The sequence below is a fragment of the Brevundimonas sp. genome, from assembly GCF_050729455.1.
GTDB lineage: Bacteria > Pseudomonadota > Alphaproteobacteria > Caulobacterales > Caulobacteraceae > Brevundimonas.
In genome coordinates this window covers 1-17,737 of sequence record NZ_JBOHLI010000031.1, presented here as the reverse complement: position 1 = coordinate 17,737, position 17,737 = coordinate 1, and the positions used below count along the sequence as shown (strand labels likewise).

At 68.1% G+C, this 17,737-nt stretch carries 13 protein-coding genes and 1 riboswitch; of the genes, 11 read left to right on the top strand and 2 right to left on the bottom strand.

What is annotated here, in order from left to right:
* Positions 1–3 precede the first annotated feature (3 nt).
* Together ACREEF_RS09480 and ACREEF_RS09475 are read left to right on the top strand one after the other, a co-directional pair.
* On the top strand, positions 4–1,203 hold the full coding sequence (locus ACREEF_RS09480) for an NAD(P)/FAD-dependent oxidoreductase (RefSeq protein ID WP_431565341.1): 1,200 nt from the start codon (positions 4–6) through the stop codon (positions 1,201–1,203).
* 150 nt (positions 1,204–1,353) lie between these two features.
* A complete protein-coding gene (locus ACREEF_RS09475; protein WP_431565340.1) occupies positions 1,354–1,698 on the top strand; it encodes a zf-TFIIB domain-containing protein in 345 nt (114 codons plus the stop codon).
* A gap of 11 nt (positions 1,699–1,709) precedes the next feature.
* On the opposite strand, the gene ACREEF_RS09470 is transcribed toward ACREEF_RS09475, so the two are convergent.
* On the bottom strand, positions 1,710–3,422 hold the full coding sequence (locus tag ACREEF_RS09470) for a hypothetical protein (protein WP_431565339.1): 1,713 nt from the start codon (positions 3,420–3,422) through the stop codon (positions 1,710–1,712).
* Positions 3,423–3,642: 220 nt separating this feature from the next.
* On the opposite strand from ACREEF_RS09470, the gene ACREEF_RS09465 reads away from it, so the two are divergent.
* The 5 genes from ACREEF_RS09465 (at position 3,643) to ACREEF_RS09445 (ending at position 7,156) form a co-directional block, all read left to right on the top strand.
* Complete coding sequence (locus tag ACREEF_RS09465) at positions 3,643–4,347, top strand: response regulator transcription factor (protein ID WP_431565338.1); 705 nt, start codon at positions 3,643–3,645, stop codon at positions 4,345–4,347.
* Positions 4,316–5,926: an ATP-binding protein gene (locus ACREEF_RS09460; protein WP_431565337.1), complete on the top strand. Its 1,611-nt coding sequence runs from the start codon at positions 4,316–4,318 to the stop codon at positions 5,924–5,926. The genes ACREEF_RS09465 and ACREEF_RS09460 overlap by 32 nt, the downstream gene beginning before the upstream one ends.
* Complete coding sequence (locus tag ACREEF_RS09455) at positions 5,923–6,354, top strand: HPr kinase/phosphorylase (RefSeq protein WP_431565336.1); 432 nt, start codon at positions 5,923–5,925, stop codon at positions 6,352–6,354. Before ACREEF_RS09460 ends, ACREEF_RS09455 begins: the two co-directional genes overlap by 4 nt.
* A gap of 107 nt (positions 6,355–6,461) precedes the next feature.
* Positions 6,462–6,866: a PTS sugar transporter subunit IIA gene (locus ACREEF_RS09450; RefSeq protein ID WP_292035039.1), complete on the top strand. Its 405-nt coding sequence runs from the start codon at positions 6,462–6,464 to the stop codon at positions 6,864–6,866.
* Positions 6,863–7,156, top strand: coding sequence for an HPr family phosphocarrier protein (locus ACREEF_RS09445; RefSeq protein WP_431565335.1), 294 nt, complete (start codon positions 6,863–6,865; stop codon positions 7,154–7,156). The genes ACREEF_RS09450 and ACREEF_RS09445 overlap by 4 nt, the downstream gene beginning before the upstream one ends.
* Positions 7,157–7,177: 21 nt before the next feature.
* On the opposite strand, the gene ACREEF_RS09440 is transcribed toward ACREEF_RS09445, so the two are convergent.
* Positions 7,178–7,651: a peptidase S1 gene (locus ACREEF_RS09440; protein WP_431565334.1), complete on the bottom strand. Its 474-nt coding sequence runs from the start codon at positions 7,649–7,651 to the stop codon at positions 7,178–7,180.
* A gap of 267 nt (positions 7,652–7,918) precedes the next feature.
* On the opposite strand from ACREEF_RS09440, the gene ACREEF_RS09435 reads away from it, so the two are divergent.
* The 4 genes from ACREEF_RS09435 to ACREEF_RS09420 form a co-directional block, all read left to right on the top strand.
* Entirely contained in the window at positions 7,919–8,449 is a 531-nt protein-coding gene (locus ACREEF_RS09435) for a PadR family transcriptional regulator (protein WP_431565333.1), read from the top strand.
* Between the two features lie 82 nt (positions 8,450–8,531).
* Positions 8,532–8,734, top strand: a riboswitch (cobalamin riboswitch).
* 108 nt (positions 8,735–8,842) lie between these two features.
* Positions 8,843–11,188, top strand: coding sequence for a 5-methyltetrahydropteroyltriglutamate--homocysteine S-methyltransferase (gene metE / locus ACREEF_RS09430; RefSeq protein ID WP_431565332.1), 2,346 nt, complete (start codon positions 8,843–8,845; stop codon positions 11,186–11,188).
* Positions 11,185–11,931, top strand: a complete 747-nt coding sequence (locus tag ACREEF_RS09425; RefSeq protein WP_431565331.1) for an acyl-CoA thioesterase — start codon at positions 11,185–11,187, stop codon at positions 11,929–11,931. The genes metE and ACREEF_RS09425 overlap by 4 nt, the downstream gene beginning before the upstream one ends.
* Positions 11,932–12,214: 283 nt before the next feature.
* The coding region (locus tag ACREEF_RS09420; RefSeq protein ID WP_431565330.1) for a peroxidase family protein at positions 12,215–17,737 on the top strand (5,523 nt) is incomplete at its 3' end.

Here is a 17,737-nt window from a genome sequence, read left to right as displayed (position 1 = left end):
GCGATGAAGTCTTCTGATCTCGACGTCCTGATCGTCGGCGCCGGCGCGGCCGGCATGATGTGCGCCATCGAGGCGGGCAAGCGCGGCCGCCGCGTGCGCATCATCGACCACGCCCGCGCGCCGGGCGAGAAGATCCGCATCTCGGGCGGGGGGCGCTGCAACTTCACCAATATGGGGACCAGCGGCGCCAATTTCCTGAGCGAGAACCCGCGCTTCGCCCTGTCGGCGCTGAAGCGGTTCACCCAGCACGACTTCCTCAAGATGGTCGAGCGCCACGGCATCGCCTGGCACGAGAAGACCCTGGGCCAGCTGTTCTGCGACGACAGCGCCAAGCAGATCATCCGTATGCTGACGGACGAGATGAAGGCGGCGGGCGTGACCTTGTCGCTGGGCCTCGGCGTCAAGGCGATCGCCCGCAACGGCGAAGGCTTCACCGTCGATCTGGACGACGGAACCCGCGTCTCGACGGCCTCTCTGGTGGTGGCCACCGGCGGCAAGTCGATCCCCAAGATGGGCGCGACCGGCTGGGGTTATGACGTCGCGCGCCAGTTCGGCCTGCGGGTGACGGAGACGCGGCCCGCCCTGGTGCCGCTGACCTTTGAGCCGGGCCTGCTGGAGCAGCTGAAGCCGCTGGCGGGCGTGGCCGTGGACGCCGTGGTCAAGACCACCGACAAGGCCAGAAGCGCCAGCTTCACCGAGGCCATGCTGTTCACGCACAGAGGGCTGTCGGGGCCGTCGATCCTGCAGATCAGCTCCTACTGGCGCGAGGGCGAGGCCATCACCGTCAACATGGCCCCCGGCGAGGACGTCGCCGCCCGGCTGCTGGCGGCCAAGACCGAGAACGGCAAGCAGGCGGTGCACACCGCGCTCGGCCACATCATCCCGCGCCGTCTGGCCGAGGTCATCTGCGCCCGCGAAGGTCTGGCGGGGAAACTGGCCGAGGTCGGCGACAAGAAGCTGCGGGCCATGGCCGAGACGGTCAGCGCCTGGACGGTCAAGCCCGTCGGCTCCGAGGGCTATCGCACCGCCGAGGTGACCCTGGGCGGGGTTGATGTCGCCGCTCTGGACCAGCAGACGATGGAGGCCAAGTCGATTCCCGGCCTCTTCTTCATCGGCGAGGTGGTCGACGTGACCGGCTGGCTGGGCGGCTATAATTTCCAGTGGGCCTGGTCGTCGGGCTGGGCGGCGGGGCAAAGCTGCTGAGGCGGGTCCGCCGACGGGTTCGCCCTGCGGCGTCAGCGCGACTTGTGACCATCCGTCGGGGCGCCTAGCTTCATGCCTTGCGGGACGGGCCCCTCTGGCGGCGCTTCGGCGGCGTGATGTCGGACCGCATCATTCGAGGACGAGGATGCCATGCCCCTATTGATGTGCCCCAACGACAACGCCGCCATGCAGACGCTGGACCGCAACGGCGTCCAGTTCGATATGTGTCCGACCTGCCGCGGCGTCTGGCTGGATCGCGGCGAACTGGAAAAGCTGATGGCCAGCGCAACCGAGGAAGGTCGCGCCGCCGCGCCGCAGGTCGCGCCCCAGCCCACCTATCAGCAGCCCCCGCAGCAACCCGTCCAGCAACCCTGGGGCGGCCAGCCGCAGGGCTACCGCGAGCCGCCGCTCTACAAGGACGATCGCCACCGCGACGACGACTATCACTACCGCAAGAAGAAGAAGCGGATGGACATCTTCGACATCTTCGACTGACGAAGGCCGCTCTAGGCGGCCAAACCGACCGCCTTCATCAGCGGCCGCAGGGCCTGAACCGCCTCGGGCGTCGCGCCCAGGGCGGCGCGGACTTCCGGCGCCCGGAACAGTCTGACCGCCTCGGCCCTGGCCCGGTCAGCCACGGGGCCGGTCGGGCCGGTCTCGCCCGCCGCGAGGCGCAGCAGGGCCGCCAGCTTCTGCGGGACCGGGGCGGGCGCGCGGATGATCTGGGCGACCAGTCTGGCGTCAGCCTCGACCGAGCCGCCGACCACGCCGAGCGCATCGACGACGGCGTCACGGTCCCGCTCTGACAGGGCGGCGTTGCGCGCCGCCCGCTGCAGGCCGGCCAGAGCCAGCAGCTTCTGGCCCGGCGTCTGGCCCGAGGCCCGCATCTCGGTCTCGAAGCGCAGCGAGGTGACGCAGGCGTCCAGCCAGCGCGCCGCCGAACGCTTGTTGGCCCCGCCGGTCACGTTCTCGCACAGCCGCGTCAGGCGCTCGACCTCGCTCAGCACGGTCGGACAACCCTTCACATAGGCGGCGACGAAATCGGCGGTGACCAGGCTCTTGGAACGCTCGACGAAGGCGGTCTGCACCTCCTCGAGCGTCAGCAGCCGACCGGCGGTGGCGGTCAATGTGGTGGCCAGGGCGCGCAGAATGTCGATCTCGCCCTCGGCGTCGCCGGGCCGCAGGCGACGCGGACTCATCAGTTCGCGCACCACCATCCGCGCCAGGGACGCCGCCAGCAGCGGGAACTCGCCCGCCGCCAGCCTTTCGCCCAGACGCGCAGGGCCGCCTTCGACCGGCGGAACCAGGACGGCGAGTTTCGGATCGCGCGCGATCAGGGCGCCGATCTCTCGCGGGGCGACCATGCGCACCACCGCCGCCAGGCTGGAGCCCTGATCCAGGGCCGGGCCGACGATCTGGGCCAGGCTGGCGCGCGAACCCAGCAGTTCGCACAGCAGTTGCTCGATCGGCACCAGCACCAGGGCGCGCGGCGGCCCGTCCATCGGCGCCCGGTCGCACAGGTCCATCAGCCGGTCCAGACGCGCCCGCGCGCCCTTGATCCCCTTCAGCGCCCCGGCGACGATCCCGCCCATGATGAAGGCCCGGTCCGGCGCGCCGTTCAGCCGGTGGGCCACGTCGGCGAGCGAGCGTTCGGCCAGGCTGGGAAATTGGTCGCGGCGGCCCGCCTGCAACAGCCGTTCGATCGCCTGTTCGCTGAGCCGCTGATAGTGGCGCACCAGGTCATGAACCGGCTGGCCCGTATTCTGGCTCTCGGGCACGGCGATCTTCTGGATGGCGTGCTGAAGTTCGACCCCCGAGGCCTCCAGCCGCTCGGCCAGATCGGGGCGGTGCAGCAGTTCAAACGCCGTGACGCCCTGGCGGGTCAGCCAGTCCTCCAGCACCCGGCCGATCAGATCGCGGGCATGGGGCGCGTACAGATCCTGAACGCCGCGACAGCTGGGACCGGCCTTGTCCGCCTGAACCGGCTGCTTGCGCTTCATCTCGGGCGCGCCGCGGGTCAGAACGGTGACGCTGGCGAACTCCATCGTCTCGGGGTCCAGGGTCTCCTTGGTCACGCGCACGGCGCAGGCCTGACCGTCCCGCAACATATCCTCGGCCGTTTCGACGGCCTTCCTGCGGTCCTCCGTCGCCATCGACAGCGTCCAGGACGCGGGCGGCGTCTTGCGGATGTAGATTTCGTAGTGAACCGGACCGGCCATGGCGTCTTTCGCGCGAAGAGGTCGCCAGCTTGCCGCGACAGGCTTAAGGTCAGGTTTCGCCCTTTCCCGGCCACGGTTGAAAGTCAGCCTCTGGCGAACCATCTGCTGTGGCCGTAATGTCACCACGATGGAATAGAACGGTTACGCTTGTCGCGCGTTGAGCAATCGACCCGCGACGGCCGATCGAACGACCGCCGCCGCCCGCACTCAGGAGAAGCCCTTGGCCAACATCACTCTGGTCGACGACGACGAGAACATCGTCGCCTCCGTGTCCCTGGCCCTTGAAAGCCATGGCCATAAGGTCACGGCCTATCATGACGGCGCCTCGGGCCTGGAGGCGCTGGAGACCACGCCCCCGGATCTGGCGATTCTGGACGTGAAGATGCCGCGCATGGACGGGATGGAGGTGCTGCGCCGCCTGCGCCAGACCTCGCAGCTGCCGGTCATCATGCTGACGTCCAAGGACGAGGAGATCGACGAGATCCTCGGCTTCAACCTCGGCGCCGACGACTATATCCACAAGCCCTTCAGCCAGCGGCTGCTGATCGAGCGGGTCAAGGCCCTGCTGCGCCGGACCGGCGCCGACGGCGGCGAGGTCGAGACCGCGGCGGAGGCCGCCGGCAAGGCCATCAAGCGCGGCAAGCTGTCGATGGATCCGGCCCGTCACGAGAGCACCTGGGAAGGCAGGCCGGTCAAGCTGACCGTCACCGAGTTCCTGTTGCTCCAGGCCCTGGCCCAGCGCCCCGGTTTCGTGAAGAGCCGCGACAGCCTGATGGACGCCGCCTACGACGATCAGGTCTATGTCGACGACCGCACCATCGACAGCCACGTCAAACGGATGCGAAAGAAGTTCCGGGTGGTCGATCCCGAGTTCGACGCGATCGAGACCCTGTATGGCGTCGGCTACCGTTACCGCGAAAGCTGAGATCGAGGACGCCCCGGCGCGGCGTCGATTCCGCTTCGGCGGATCGCGTCTGGGCGGCTTTATTCTCGCGCTCAACCTGCTCAGCCTGCTGATCCTGTTCGGCGGCGCCCTGGCGCTGAACGAATGGCAGCGCGGCCTGATCGAGGCACGTCAGGAATCCCTGTCGTCCCAGGCCGAGCTTCTGGCCAATGTGCTGGGGGAGCTGGGCATCACGCGAGGCGAGCCCTATCCGGCGCTGGACCCCGGATCGGCCGGTCTATGGCTGCGCGACAACTTCATCCCCGAAGGCCAGCGCGCCCGCCTGTATGATCAGGACGGCCTGCTAGTGTCCGACAGCTACGCCGTCACCGACGCCATTCCGGGCGCCCCCCTGCCCCCGGCCAATCCCGCCGGGAGCGCCCTGTCCCCCAGCGAGCCCTCTCCGCGTGAAGACGCTCGCCTGAACCGCGCCTACGCCGAGTTGTCGGCCGAGGTCGAACGGGCCCAGCAGGGCGCGCCTCAGGCCGGCGTGCGCCGCAACGAGGACGGCGACCGCGTCGTCTCGGTCTCCCTGCCCGTGCGCCACGTGCAGCAGGTGCTCGGCGTCCTGACTCTGGAAGCCGGCGACGTGGATGAGACCCTGGCCGCCCAGCGCCGGGCCTTGACGCCCTTCGCCCTGGTGGCCCTGGCGGTGAACCTGCTGGCCTCCCTGGTGCTGCACCTGTTCGTGGCCCGGCCCGTCATGCGCCTGTCGGCGGCGGCGGATCAGGTGCGCCTGCAACGCGCCCGCGCCATCTCCCTGCCCGACCTCGAGGACCGCAAGGACGAGATCGGCGACCTGGCCCGCGCCCTGGAGTCGATGACCGACACCCTGTCGACGCGCATGGACGCCATCGAACGCTTCGCCGCCGACGTCAGCCACGAGATCAAGAACCCCCTGACCTCGATCCGCTCGGCGCTGGAAACCCTGCCCCTGGTCAAGACCGACGAGCAGAGGGCGCGGCTGACCAACCTGTTGCAACAGGACGTGCGGCGCCTGGACCGGCTGATCACCGACATCTCCAACGCCTCGCGCCTGGACGCCGAACTGTCGCGCGACCGCCCGCGCCTGATCGACCTCAACGAACTGCTGGGCGACATCATCGCCGTCTATGAGGGCGGCCGGAAACCCGGCGAGGCGACGGTCCGCTTCGCCTCCACCGCCGAGGCGGCGCGGGTCCTAGGCCGCGACATCCCCCTGGGCCAGGTGTTCCGCAACCTGATCGACAACGCCCGTTCGTTCAGCCCGCCGGACGGCGAGGTCCGCGTGCGGCTGGAACGCGACGACAGCCATCCCGACCTGCCGCTGCGCGTCCGGGTCGAGGACGACGGCCCAGGCATCCCGCCGGAAAATCTCGAGACGGTGTTCGAACGCTTCTACACCTCGCGGCCCAAGGGCGCGGCCTTCGGCGCCAACTCGGGTCTGGGCCTGTCCATCGTGCGCCAGATCGTCGACGCCCACGGCGGACGGGTTCACGCCGAGAACCGCGCCGACGAGGACGGTGCCGTGGTCGGCGCACGCTTTGAAGTTCTGCTGCCTCTGGCCGGACGCCGCCCATGACCGAACCGCTGCAACCCCTTCACGCCACCGCGGTGGCCCGCCATACGCCCCTGGGCTGGCGCGGCGTCCTGATCCAGGGCCCGTCAGGCGTCGGCAAGAGCGATCTGGCCCTGCGGCTGATCGGTCAGGGCTGGCGACTGATCGCCGACGACTGGACCCATCTGTGGGCCTCCGACGGCGCCCTCTACGGCGGCGCCCCGACCACGATCATCGGCCAGATCGAGGTGCGCGGCCTGGGCATAATCGCGGCCCCGCTGCGGCCCGTCTCCCGGATCGCCCTGGCCGTCCAGTGCACGCACGAGCCCATCGAGCGTCTGCCCGAACCGGCCGCCTGGACCTGGAACGGCGTGACGATTCCGCAACTGCGGCTGGACCCGCGCCCGGCCTCGGCGGGGCAGGTGGTCGCAACCGCACTCGCCGCTCTTTGAACCGGCGCGCGATTGGCCTATGAAGGCCGGCTTGCAGATCAGTCTGGACGCCTTGGGGCGTTCGCTGAGGACAGCAGTGCGGGGCGGATTGTCTTGGTGAAGCCTTCATGATCGGGCTGGTGATCGTCACCCACGGGGGCCTCGCCTCTGAATTTCTGGCGGCGATGGAGCACGTGGTCGGCCCTCAAAGGGGCGTGGCCGCGATCTGCATCGGCCCCGAAGACGACATGGAGCGGCGCCGTCGCGACATCGTCGATGCGGCCGCCGCCGTGAACGACGGCGACGGCGTCATCCTGCTCACCGATATGTTCGGCGGCACTCCCTCCAACCTGGCCATTTCGGTGATGGAGCAGACCCACGCCGAGGTCATCGCCGGGCTGAACCTGCCCATGCTGATCAAGCTGGCCAGCGTGCGCGGGCGTGAAAGCCTGGAGACCTGCGTCGCCCATGCGCAGGATGCGGGGCGCAAGTATATCTCGGTGGCGTCCTGGGTTCTGGCGGGCGAGAAATGAGCGACACTCCCGTTCAGGGGCCGGTCCAGGTCACCGTCGGCATCTGCAACCAGCGCGGCCTGCACGCCCGCGCCTCGGCCAAGTTCGTCAAACTGGCCTCGGGCTTCGAATCCGAAATCCGCGTCACGCGCGACGGCGTCACCGTGGACGCCCGCTCGATCATGGGCTTGCTGATGCTGGGCGCCGGCATCGGCTGCGGCGTCGAGATCGAGGCCGAGGGCCCCGATGCGGCCGAAGCCATCGAGGCCCTCAGCGACCTGGTCGCCCGCAAGTTCGACGAGGACCAGTAAGGCCCTCGTCGTCATGCCGCGTCACGGCGTCTCGGTGATCAGCAGGGTGGCGTCGGCCATGTTCTCGCCGAAGGTGCCGATCCAGACGTCGTAGGTTCCGCTGCGCGGCTTTTCGAAGCGCACCTCGGCGTCGCCGTCGCCATAGCTGTCGTCGTCGCAATGCCACCGACCGTCCGGCCCGTTGATGATCAGGGTCGTGTCCACCGACGACAGGGTGCGGAACACCAGCGGCAGGCGGCCCGCCTCATAGGTCACCTCGAAATCCGGCGCGTCCGCGACCTTGCCCACGCATTCCGCAGGCAGCGGCGTATCCGCATAGGCGTCGATCGAGCCCCCGGCCGTCACCGACACCCGATGGGGATCCGGCGTGAACCCCGCACTCAGGGAAATCTCGCCATAGGTTGCGGTCTTGCCCGAATCCTGGGCCACGGCGCCCAGCGGCGCGGTCGTCAGGGCGAGCGCAACCGCGCCCGCGAACAGCAAAGTTTTCGTCATCCGAAATCCCATCCCAGCGGAAAGCCGTTAAGCTTGTTACAGGTGCGCCCCGCCGCCCACGCCGTCAAGCCGACGCAAGTTAGACACGAAGACGCCTGAATGCGGGAACCCTAGGCCGCTGCCTACAGCGCCGTCACGACCGCCGCAACAACGTCAGCGTCGCGCCTGGGTTCGTCGTGATTCGACTTCGCGCCAACCGCCCGTCTCGGGGTGGTCTCGGCTGAGTTCGCGACTAAAGTCCGGGCCTGAACCACCGTCGAGAACCCGATGTCCCTGCCGCACGCCCTGCTGACCGCCCTGACCGAACATCCCGGGTCCGGCTCCGATCTGGCGGGACGGTTCGACCGGTCGATCGGCTATTTCTGGCAGGCGACCCATCAGCAGATCTATCGCGAACTGGCCCGGCTGGAGGCCGCCGGCTGGATCGAGGGGCTGCCGGTCGAGGGCGGACGCGGGCGCAAACGCCAATACAGGGTGCTGCCGGCGGGACGCAGCGAGCTGGAGCGCTGGGTCGCCGAGAGCCAGAGCCTGCTGCCGATCCGCGACGAACTGATGGTCCGGCTACGCGCCGAGGCCGTCGTCGGCCCGACCCGGCTGGTAGAGGAACTGGAGCAGCTGGCGGCGCAGCATCGCGACAAGCTGGCGACCTATCGCCAGATCGAAGCCCGGGACTTTCCGCAGGCGCAGACCTCCCTCGACCAGAAGCTGCGCCACCTGGTGCTCAAGGCCGGACTGACGTTTGAAAGCCAGAGGATCGCCTTCTGCGAGGAAGCCATCACCATCCTGCGCGCCGACTGAAAGGCGCTTTTCCAAGTGGAAAGACGCATAACCATATAAAGATATCTTTATATGATCTCTTGACTTCGTCTCCGTTCCCGCCGCATTTGGGCCCTGTCGTGGTCTGCGCGTCGTTTCGGCGGCGCGGAGCTAAGAGGGAAGCCGGTGCGACGCCGGCGCTGCCCCCGCAACTGTAAGCGGCGAGCCGAAGGTCCATCTCGTGTCACTGGCGTTTCGACGCCGGGAAGGCCGGACCCGAAGCCGTGACCCGTGAGCCAGGAGACCTGCCCCGACAGATAACGTCCTCCGGCGGGGTGTCCGGTCAGGCCGCAAATGCGCCGCCGGACCGACGAATCCGCGCGGACGCGCGCGCGACCCTGTCCGAAGCCTGGCCACAGCAAAGGCTTCGAGACCATGACCGCCAAACCGCCCGTCCAGGCCGCCACCCTCGGCTTCCCCCGCATCGGCCCCAGGCGCGAGTTGAAGACCGCGCTGGAGGAGCATTGGGCCGGCAAGATCGGCGCGGAGGATCTGACGGCCGTGGCCGCCTCGCTGCGCGTCCAGACCTGGGACCGACAGCGCGATCTGGGCGCCGATGTGATCCCCTCCAACGACTTCTCTCTCTACGACCATGTGCTGGACACGACGGCGATGGTGGGCGCCGTGCCCGCCCTCTATGGCTGGGACGACGAGCGGGTCGGGCTGGAGACCTATTTCGCCATGGCGCGCGGGACCCAGGGCCATGGGCAGGGCCACGGCGAAGCAGCCTGCGCTCATGGCCACGCGCACTCGCATGAGGGCGAAGGCCTTCCCGCCGCCGAGATGACCAAATGGTTCGACACCAACTACCATTATCTGGTGCCCGAATTCACCGCCGACCAGAGCTTCCGTCTCGGCTCGACCAAGGCGCTGCATGAGTATCTGGAAGCCAAGGCCCTGGGGATCGAGACGCGTCCGGTCCTGCTGGGGCCGGTCAGCTATCTGTTGCTGGGCAAGGCGCGGGATGCGGATTTCGACCCCCTGACCCTGCTGCCCCGGCTGCTGCCGATCTACGCCGAGGTCCTGCGGTCGCTGGCGCGGGCGGGCGCGACCTGGGTGCAACTGGACGAACCCTGCCTGGTCACGGACCTGACCGACGAGGCGCGCGAAGCCTATCGCCACGCCTACCGCGTGCTGACCGACATCGTGCCGCCGATCAAGGTGATGCTGACCACCTATTTCGGGGCGCTGGGCGACAATCTGGAGACGGTTCTGTGGCTGCCGGTTCACGGTCTCCACGTCGATCTGGTGCGGGCGCCGGAGCAACTGGACGCGGTCCTGGCCGGCGCGAGGCCGGACCTGGTGCTGTCGCTGGGCGTCATCGACGGCCGCAACGTCTGGAAGGCCGACCTGAACGCCGTCCTCGACCGCATCGAGCCCGTCGTGGCCAGCGGGCGTCAAGTGATCGTCGCTCCGTCCTGCTCCCTGCTGCATTCGCCGATCGACCTGGAGCGCGAGACGGCGCTGGACGCCGAGATCAAGGATTGGCTGGCCTTCGCCGTCCAGAAGGTGGCCGAACTGGCGACCCTGGCCAAGGCGCTGAACCAGGGACGCGACAGCGTGCGCGACCTGCTGGACGCCGCCTCGGCCTCGGTGGCGTCACGCCGCACCTCGCCGCGCATCAACGATCCGGCGGTGCAGGCCCGCGCGGCCGACGCCGATCCGTCGCTGTCCCGGCGCCAGTCCTCGTTCGAGGTGCGTCGCGCGAGCCAGCGTCGCAAGCTGAACCTGCCGTCCTATCCCACCACCACCATCGGCTCCTTCCCCCAGACGCCCGAGGTCCGCAAGGCGCGCGCCGACCACGGCAAGGGCCTCATCGACGCGGCCGCCTATGAAGCCTTCCTGCGCGAAGAGACCGCCCGCACGGTGAAATGGCAGGAAGGCGTCGGCCTCGACGTGCTGGTCCACGGCGAGTTCGAGCGCAACGACATGGTCCAGTATTTCGGCGAGCAGCTGTCGGGCTTCGCCTTCACCAGGAACGCCTGGGTCCAGTCCTACGGCTCGCGCTGCGTGCGTCCGCCGATCATCTACGGCGACGTGTCGCGGCCCCGGCCGATGACGGTCGAATGGTGGCGCTACGCCCAGTCCCTGACCGACAAGCCGATGAAGGGGATGCTGACCGGGCCCGTGACCATCCTGAACTGGTCCTTCGTCCGCGACGACCAGCCGCGCAGCGCCACCTGTCGCCAGATCGCCTTCGCCATCCGCGACGAGGTGGTCGATCTGGAAACCGCCGGCGCGCCGATCATCCAGATCGACGAAGCGGCCCTGCGCGAGGGCTTGCCGCTGCGTCGCGCCGACTGGCGATCCTATCTGGACTGGGCGGTCGAGAGCTTCCGCGTCGCCGCCTCGGGCGTGGCCGACACGACCCAGATCCACACCCATATGTGCTATTCGGAGTTCAACGACATCATCCAGTCGATCGGCGCCATGGACGCCGACGTCATCTCCATCGAGACCTCGCGCTCGAAGATGGAGCTGCTCGACGCCTTCTCCGACTATCGCTATCCGGCCGAGATCGGCCCCGGCGTCTATGACATCCACTCGCCGCGCGTGCCGGGTCTGGACGAGATGGTCGACCTGCTGCGGGCCGCCGCGATCAAACTGCCGGCGGACCGGTTGTGGGTGAACCCCGACTGCGGTCTGAAGACCCGCAAATGGCCGGAAACCGAGGCGGCCATCGCCACTATGGTGACCGCCGCCCTGATCGCGCGCGGATGAGCGTCCGCCTGATCGACATGGTGTTCCCGGGGGACGCCAACCACCATGGGACCCTGTTCGGGGGCGTCGGACTGGCGCACCTGGACAAGGTCGCCTTCCTGGCGGCCAGCCGTCACGCGCGGCGGTCCGTGGTGACGGCGGGATGCGAGCGGATCGACTTCGCCGCCCCCGCCCGGATCGGCGAAATGGTCGAGGCGGCGGGGCGGGTCGTGCGGGTCGGCCGCACCTCGCTCGGCGTGGAGGTCACCCTCCACGCCGAGGCCCTGCTGACCGGCGAACGTCGCCTGTGCACCCAGGGCCTGTTCAACATGGTCGCGCTTGGGGGAGAGGGCGACGCCCCCGCCCTGCCCCCGGCGCCGTCAGCCGATGAACCGGACGACGGCTGGCTGCGGACGGCCGAGATGGTCTTTCCGGGGACGACCAACCACTACGGCACCCTGTTCGGCGGCGACGCGCTGAAGCTGATGGGCAAGGCGGCCTTCGTCGCGGCGACCCGTCACAGGCGCGAGGTGGTGGTGATGGCCGCCACCAACCGCATCGACTTCAGAACCCCCATCCACGGCGGCGACATGGTCGAACTGGCGTCGCGCGTGAAGATGGTCGGCCGCAGCTCCCTGGCGGTCGAGGTCCAGCTCTGGGCCGAGGGGCTGCTGACCGGCGATCGCCGCCACTCCGCCACCGCCGAATTCGTCATGGTCGCCGTCGACGAGAACGGCCGACCCAGGCGGAAGGAGGGATCGTGACCGCGAGCGGGGAGCTCTCCCGATTAAGCCGTTCGGATTAAGACCAAAGGCTTAGTCCTGACGGACAGTAGCTAGGGCCGACCTCGAAACGAACTAGTCCGGCAGGACAAATCGACGGGCGCCGACGGCGGGATGACACTCGGGGTAACGGGAGGCCTGTCCTCGAGCCCGCCCGACGGTCGCGACTGCATTCGAGCCCTGCACGATCAGGTCCGAAGCCACCGCCCCCGCCGAGCCGCGCTTCTGGCCGGGTCTCCAGGCTCTTTCCGCCTTGGAGGCTATGATGGTCGCGCTCAACAAACATGATCTGGAATTCATCCTGAAGCAGATCAAGATCGCGGAAGCTCACGCGAACGGCACGCCCCTGACCGAGATCAGGCTGGACGCCAGCGGCCGGGTCATCACCGACCGGGCCTGGTACACCTCGCCCAGTTTCGATCCGACCTTCCTCAGGGCCATCCCGGACCCGAAGACGCCCTTCGGCCTGCGCACGGTCGACGGCAGCTTCAACAACATCGTCGAGGGCCGCGAGCTCTGGGGCGCGGCCGATCAACCGATGCCGCGGCTGCTCAATCCGAACTTCATCAATGAGAACGACGACTCCATGACGTTAGGCGGCGGCCAGACCGTCACCAACAACAACTACGGCACGGTCGGTTCGCCCACGCCCGGCGTGAACGGCGGCCATTCGGGCAATGTCGCGGACGCCGATCCGCGCCTGATCTCGAATCTTGTCGCCGACATGAGCTTCAACAACCCGGCCGCCATCGTCGCCGCCCTGACCTTCGCCGGCTCGGCGGACGTCTATGGCGACCTGGACGTGGTGCGCGCCGCCCATGCGACCCTGATCAGCACGATTGTCGCCATCAACGCCGACCCCGCCCTGGACGAGGCCGCCAAACAGGCCGCGCGCGACGCGGCCCAGGCCGATTTCGGCGCCGTGCTGGAGGCCAAGGGGATCGAAGCCGTGAACGGCTCGATCGTCATTCCCAACGTCGCGGCGGACGAAGGCCTGAGCGCGCCCTTCAACAGCTGGATGACCTTCTTCGGCCAGTTCTTCGACCACGGCCTGGACCTGATCACCAAGACCAACAACGGCACCATCTACATCCCCCTGGCGCCCGACGACCCGCTGAGAACCCATGGCCCCGACGGCGTGCCCGGGACCGGCGACGAGGTCTCGGCGCAGAACGCCTTCATGGTGTTGAGCCGGGCGACCCCGGTCGCCGGGCCGGGCGCGGACGGCATCCTGGGGACCGCCGACGACACCAACCATGAGGCGGTCAACGTCACCACCCCCTTCGTCGACCAGAACCAGACCTACACCTCCCACGCCTCGCATCAGGTCTTCCTGCGCGAGTACGCCACTGTGAACGGGCGGACCGTCTCAACCGGCCACCTGCTGGACGGCGCGACCGGCGGCCTGGGCACCTGGGGCGACGTCAAGGCCCAGGCCCAGACGATGCTGGGCATCAAACTGGGCGATCAGGACGTCTTCAACGTTCCCCTGTTGCGCACCGACCCCTACGGCCGCTTCATTCCCGATCCCGTGACCGGCTACGCCCAGGTCATTCTCGGTCTGGGCGCGGACGGCACGCCCAACACCGCCGACGACATCGTGATTTCCGGGACGGCCGCCAATCCGATCGACCTGCTCGCCATGGCGACCACGCCGGTCGTCATCAATGGCGTCAGCTATTTTGGCCCCATCCGCACGGCCCACGCCTTCCTCGACGACATCGCCCACAACGCCGTGCCCGGCTCGGTGTTCGACGCCGACGGCGACCCGGCCACGCCCGGAACCCTGGTCGTGCAGGCGGACGCCGACAATGTCGCCGGCAACGCCATCGCCACCGACTTCCGCGGCCGCAAGGTCGCCTATGACGACGAACTGCTGAACGCCCACTTCGCCACGGGCGACGGACGCGGCAACGAGAATATCGGCCTGACCGCCGTGCACCACGTCTTCCACTCGGAACACAACCGTCAGGTCGAGGCCCAGAAGCTGACCGTCCTGCAGTCGGCGGACCTGGCCTTCATCAACGAATGGCTGGCGACCGACATCGCCGGCCTGCCCTCCAACTTCGCCTCCCTGTCGGCCCTGGACCAGCTGGCCTACGCCAACACGCTGAACTGGGACGGCGAACGCCTGTTCCAGGCGGCCCGCTTCGCCACCGAGATGCAGTACCAGCACCTCGTCTTCGAGGAGTTCGCGCGTCAGGTGCAACCCCTGATCGACCCCTTCGTCTTCAACAGCACGACCGACATCAACCCGGCGATCTTCGCCGAGTTCGCCCATACGGTTTACCGCTTCGGCCACTCCATGCTGACCGAGAACATCGGCCTGATGGACCCGACCACCGGCGCCCAGAGCGAGATCGGGCTGATCGAGGCATTCCTCAATCCTGTCGCCATGAACGCCCTGGGCACGGCGGACGAAGCCACCGCCGCCATCGTCGCCGGCATGACCCGGGTGCGCGGCAACGAGATCGACGAGTTCGTCACCGGCGCCCTGCGCAACAATCTGCTGGGCCTGCCGCTGGACCTGCCGGCCATCAATATCGCCCGCGGTCGCGACGCCGGCATTCCGTCGCTCAACGACGCCCGCGCCCAGCTCTACGCCGCGACGGGATCGACCTTCCTGGAGCCCTACAAGAACTGGGTCGACTTCGCGGCCAACCTGAAGAACCCCCTGTCCGTGGTGAACTTCATCGCCGCCTACGGCACGCACGCCAGCATCACCGGCGCGACGAACTCGGCCGACAAGCGTGATGCGGCCTGGAATCTGGTCTTCGGCGCGGCGGGCGAAACCGCCGCCGAAAAGGCGGCGCGGATCGCCTGGCTGAACGGCCCCGCGGCGACCACCGGCGTCAACGCCATCGACCTGTGGATCGGCGGCCTGGCCGAGAAGAAGATGCCGTTCGGCGGCATGCTGGGCTCGACCTTCAACGCGGTCTTTGAAGCCCAGATGGAGAACCTGCAGGACGGCGACCGCTTCTACTACCTGACCCGCACGCAAGGCCTGAACGTCCTGAACCAGCTGGAAGAAAACGCCTTTGCGAAAATGATCCTGAAGAACACGACCCTCTCTGACCCGGGCGCGGACGGCATTCGCGGGACCGGCGACGACATCGTCGATCGGCACCTGGGGATCAACGTCTTCGCCAACTACGACCACTTCCTGGAGGTCAACGCGGCGATGCAGATCGGGGCCGACCCGACCGGCAATGACCCGGTGCTCGAGGGCCTGGGCCGCGGCAAGGTTCAGCGCGACGACCCCTTGACCGCCGCCGTGGAGACCAACTTTATCCGCTTCACCGGCGGCGAGCACGTCTCGATCGGCGGCACGGTTGGTAATGACACGATCATCACCGACTTCGGCGACGACTCCGTCTGGGGCGGAAGCGGGAACGACCGCATCGAATCCGGCGCCGGCGTCGACCTGATCAACGGCGGCGAAGGTGACGACATCATCACCGACAGCGGCGACTCGGGCGACTTCCTGAAGGGTGAAGGCGGCGACGACGTCATCGCCAACTCCAACGGAATCGACGTCCTGATGGGCGGCAGCGGCAAGGACGCCGTCTTCGTCGGCGTCGACGACACCGAGGTGTTCGGCGGCTCGGGCGACGACTTCATCCTGGGCGGCGACGCCGTCGACCTGCTGATGGGCAATGAGGGCGACGACTGGATGGAAGGCGGCGCCGGATTCGACACCCTGGCCGGCGACAACTCCGAGCTGTTCTTCAACTCGACCATCATCGGCCATGACGTGATGTTCGCGGGTTCGGACGAACAGGATTTCGACGCCGAGTCCGGCGACGACATCATGGTCCAGGGCGAAAGCGTCATGCGCAACGAGGGGATGTTCGGCTTCGACTGGGTGACCTTCCAGGGCGCGCGCATCGACGGCTACGCCGATATGCGCATCAAGATCTTCACCACCGAGGAACAGGATGTCCTGCGCAACCGCTTCGACAAGGTCGAGGCCCTGTCGGGTTGGACCGGCAACGATACCCTGATCGGCGACGACCGCGTCGCCAGCCTTGCCGAGATTCCGCCGGGACCGGTCAACCCTGACATCGTGGCGGCCAATGAAGGCGTCTTCTTCAAGGACGAACTGAGCCAGGCCGGCGTCAACCGCATCGACGGTCTGCGCGAACTGCTCAGCGACCTGATCGACGCCGCCCCCGCCGGCGCCACGGCCGCGCAGCTGGAGGCCCTGGTCGCCTTCAACAGCGGCAACATCCTGCTCGGCGGCGCCGGCAGCGACCGCTTGCAAGGCAACGGCGGCGACGATGTTCTGGATGGCGACAACTGGCTGAACGCGCGCATCCGCATCACCGGCGCGGGTCAGGACAACACCGCGGCCAATGAAATCGGCACCATCACCAGCATGAAGCACGTCTTCGGCACGGGCGCCGGCATTCCCGCCGCCTGGCAAGGCAAGTCGCTGTTCCAGCTGATGGTCGACCGGATCATCGCTCCCTCGCAACTGCACATCGTGCGCGAGATCCTGGACGGCGGTCAGGCCGGCGACATCGACACCGCCGTCTTCTGGGACGTCCGCGATAACTACGACATCACCCGGGCTGAGGACGGCGGCTTCATCATCACCCATGTGACCCAGACGGCGGGCGTGCCCCTGGTCTCGGACGGCACGGACCGGCTCTACAACGTCGAGCGCCTTCAGTTCGCCGATGTCACGTTAGACATCGTCAACACCCCGGCCACCGGCGTGCCGGTCATTAGCGACACGACGCCGACCCAGAACCAACTCCTGACGCTGGACCTGACCGGAATCAGCGATGCGCAAGGAATCGACGTCGCCAGCCTGACCATCCAGTGGCAGGAGCAGCAGCCGGACTCGAGCTGGGCCGATATTCCCGGCGCCAACACGGCCAGCTTCACGCCCAGCGCGGCTCAAGTGAACCAGGCCCTGCGCGCGGTGGTCAGCTTTAACGACAACCTGGGCTACCCCGAACAGGCCATCTCGGCCTCCACCTCCCCAGTCGCCGTGCTGAACACTCCTGCGACCGGCGCGCCGGTCATCAGCGACACCACCCCGACCCAGGGACAGCCGCTGACCTTGAACCTGGCCGCCATCAGCGACGCCCAGGGGATCAACCTGGCCAGCCTCGCCATCCAGTGGCAGGTGCAGGCGCCGAACGGGACCTGGGCCAACATTCCCGGCGCCACCACCGCCGGCTTCACGCCCGGCGCGGCCCAGGTGAACCAGCCGCTGCGCGCGGTGGTCAGCTTCAACGACAACGCCGGCAATCCCGAGCAGGTCATCTCGGCTTCGACCACCCCGGTCGGCCTGCTGTTCAACGGCGCGGGCGGTGCCGACAACGTCAACGGCACCCTGCTCGGCTCCGACATCCTCAACGGCGCCGGCGGCAATGACACGCTGAACGGCCTGGGCGGCGACGACCTCATCAACGGCGGCGCAGGCGCCGACGTCCTCAGCGGCGGCGACGGCAACGACACCGTCAACGGCGGAACCGGCAACGACACCGTCAACGGCGGCAACGGCGCCGACATCCTCAACGGCGAGGACGGGACGGACACCATCAACGGCGACGCCGGGGATGACACGATCAACGGCGGCGCCGCCAACGACACGATCAACGGCGGCGCCGGCGACGACACCATCGTCTGGAACGTCGGCGGCGGTCGCGACACGATCAACGGCGGCCTGGAAGGCCTAGGCGGCGACACAATCGTGATCAACGGCGACGCCACGGCCGAGACCTATCATGTCTGGACCCGCACGGCCTGGGTCAACTTCAGTCTGGCCAACACC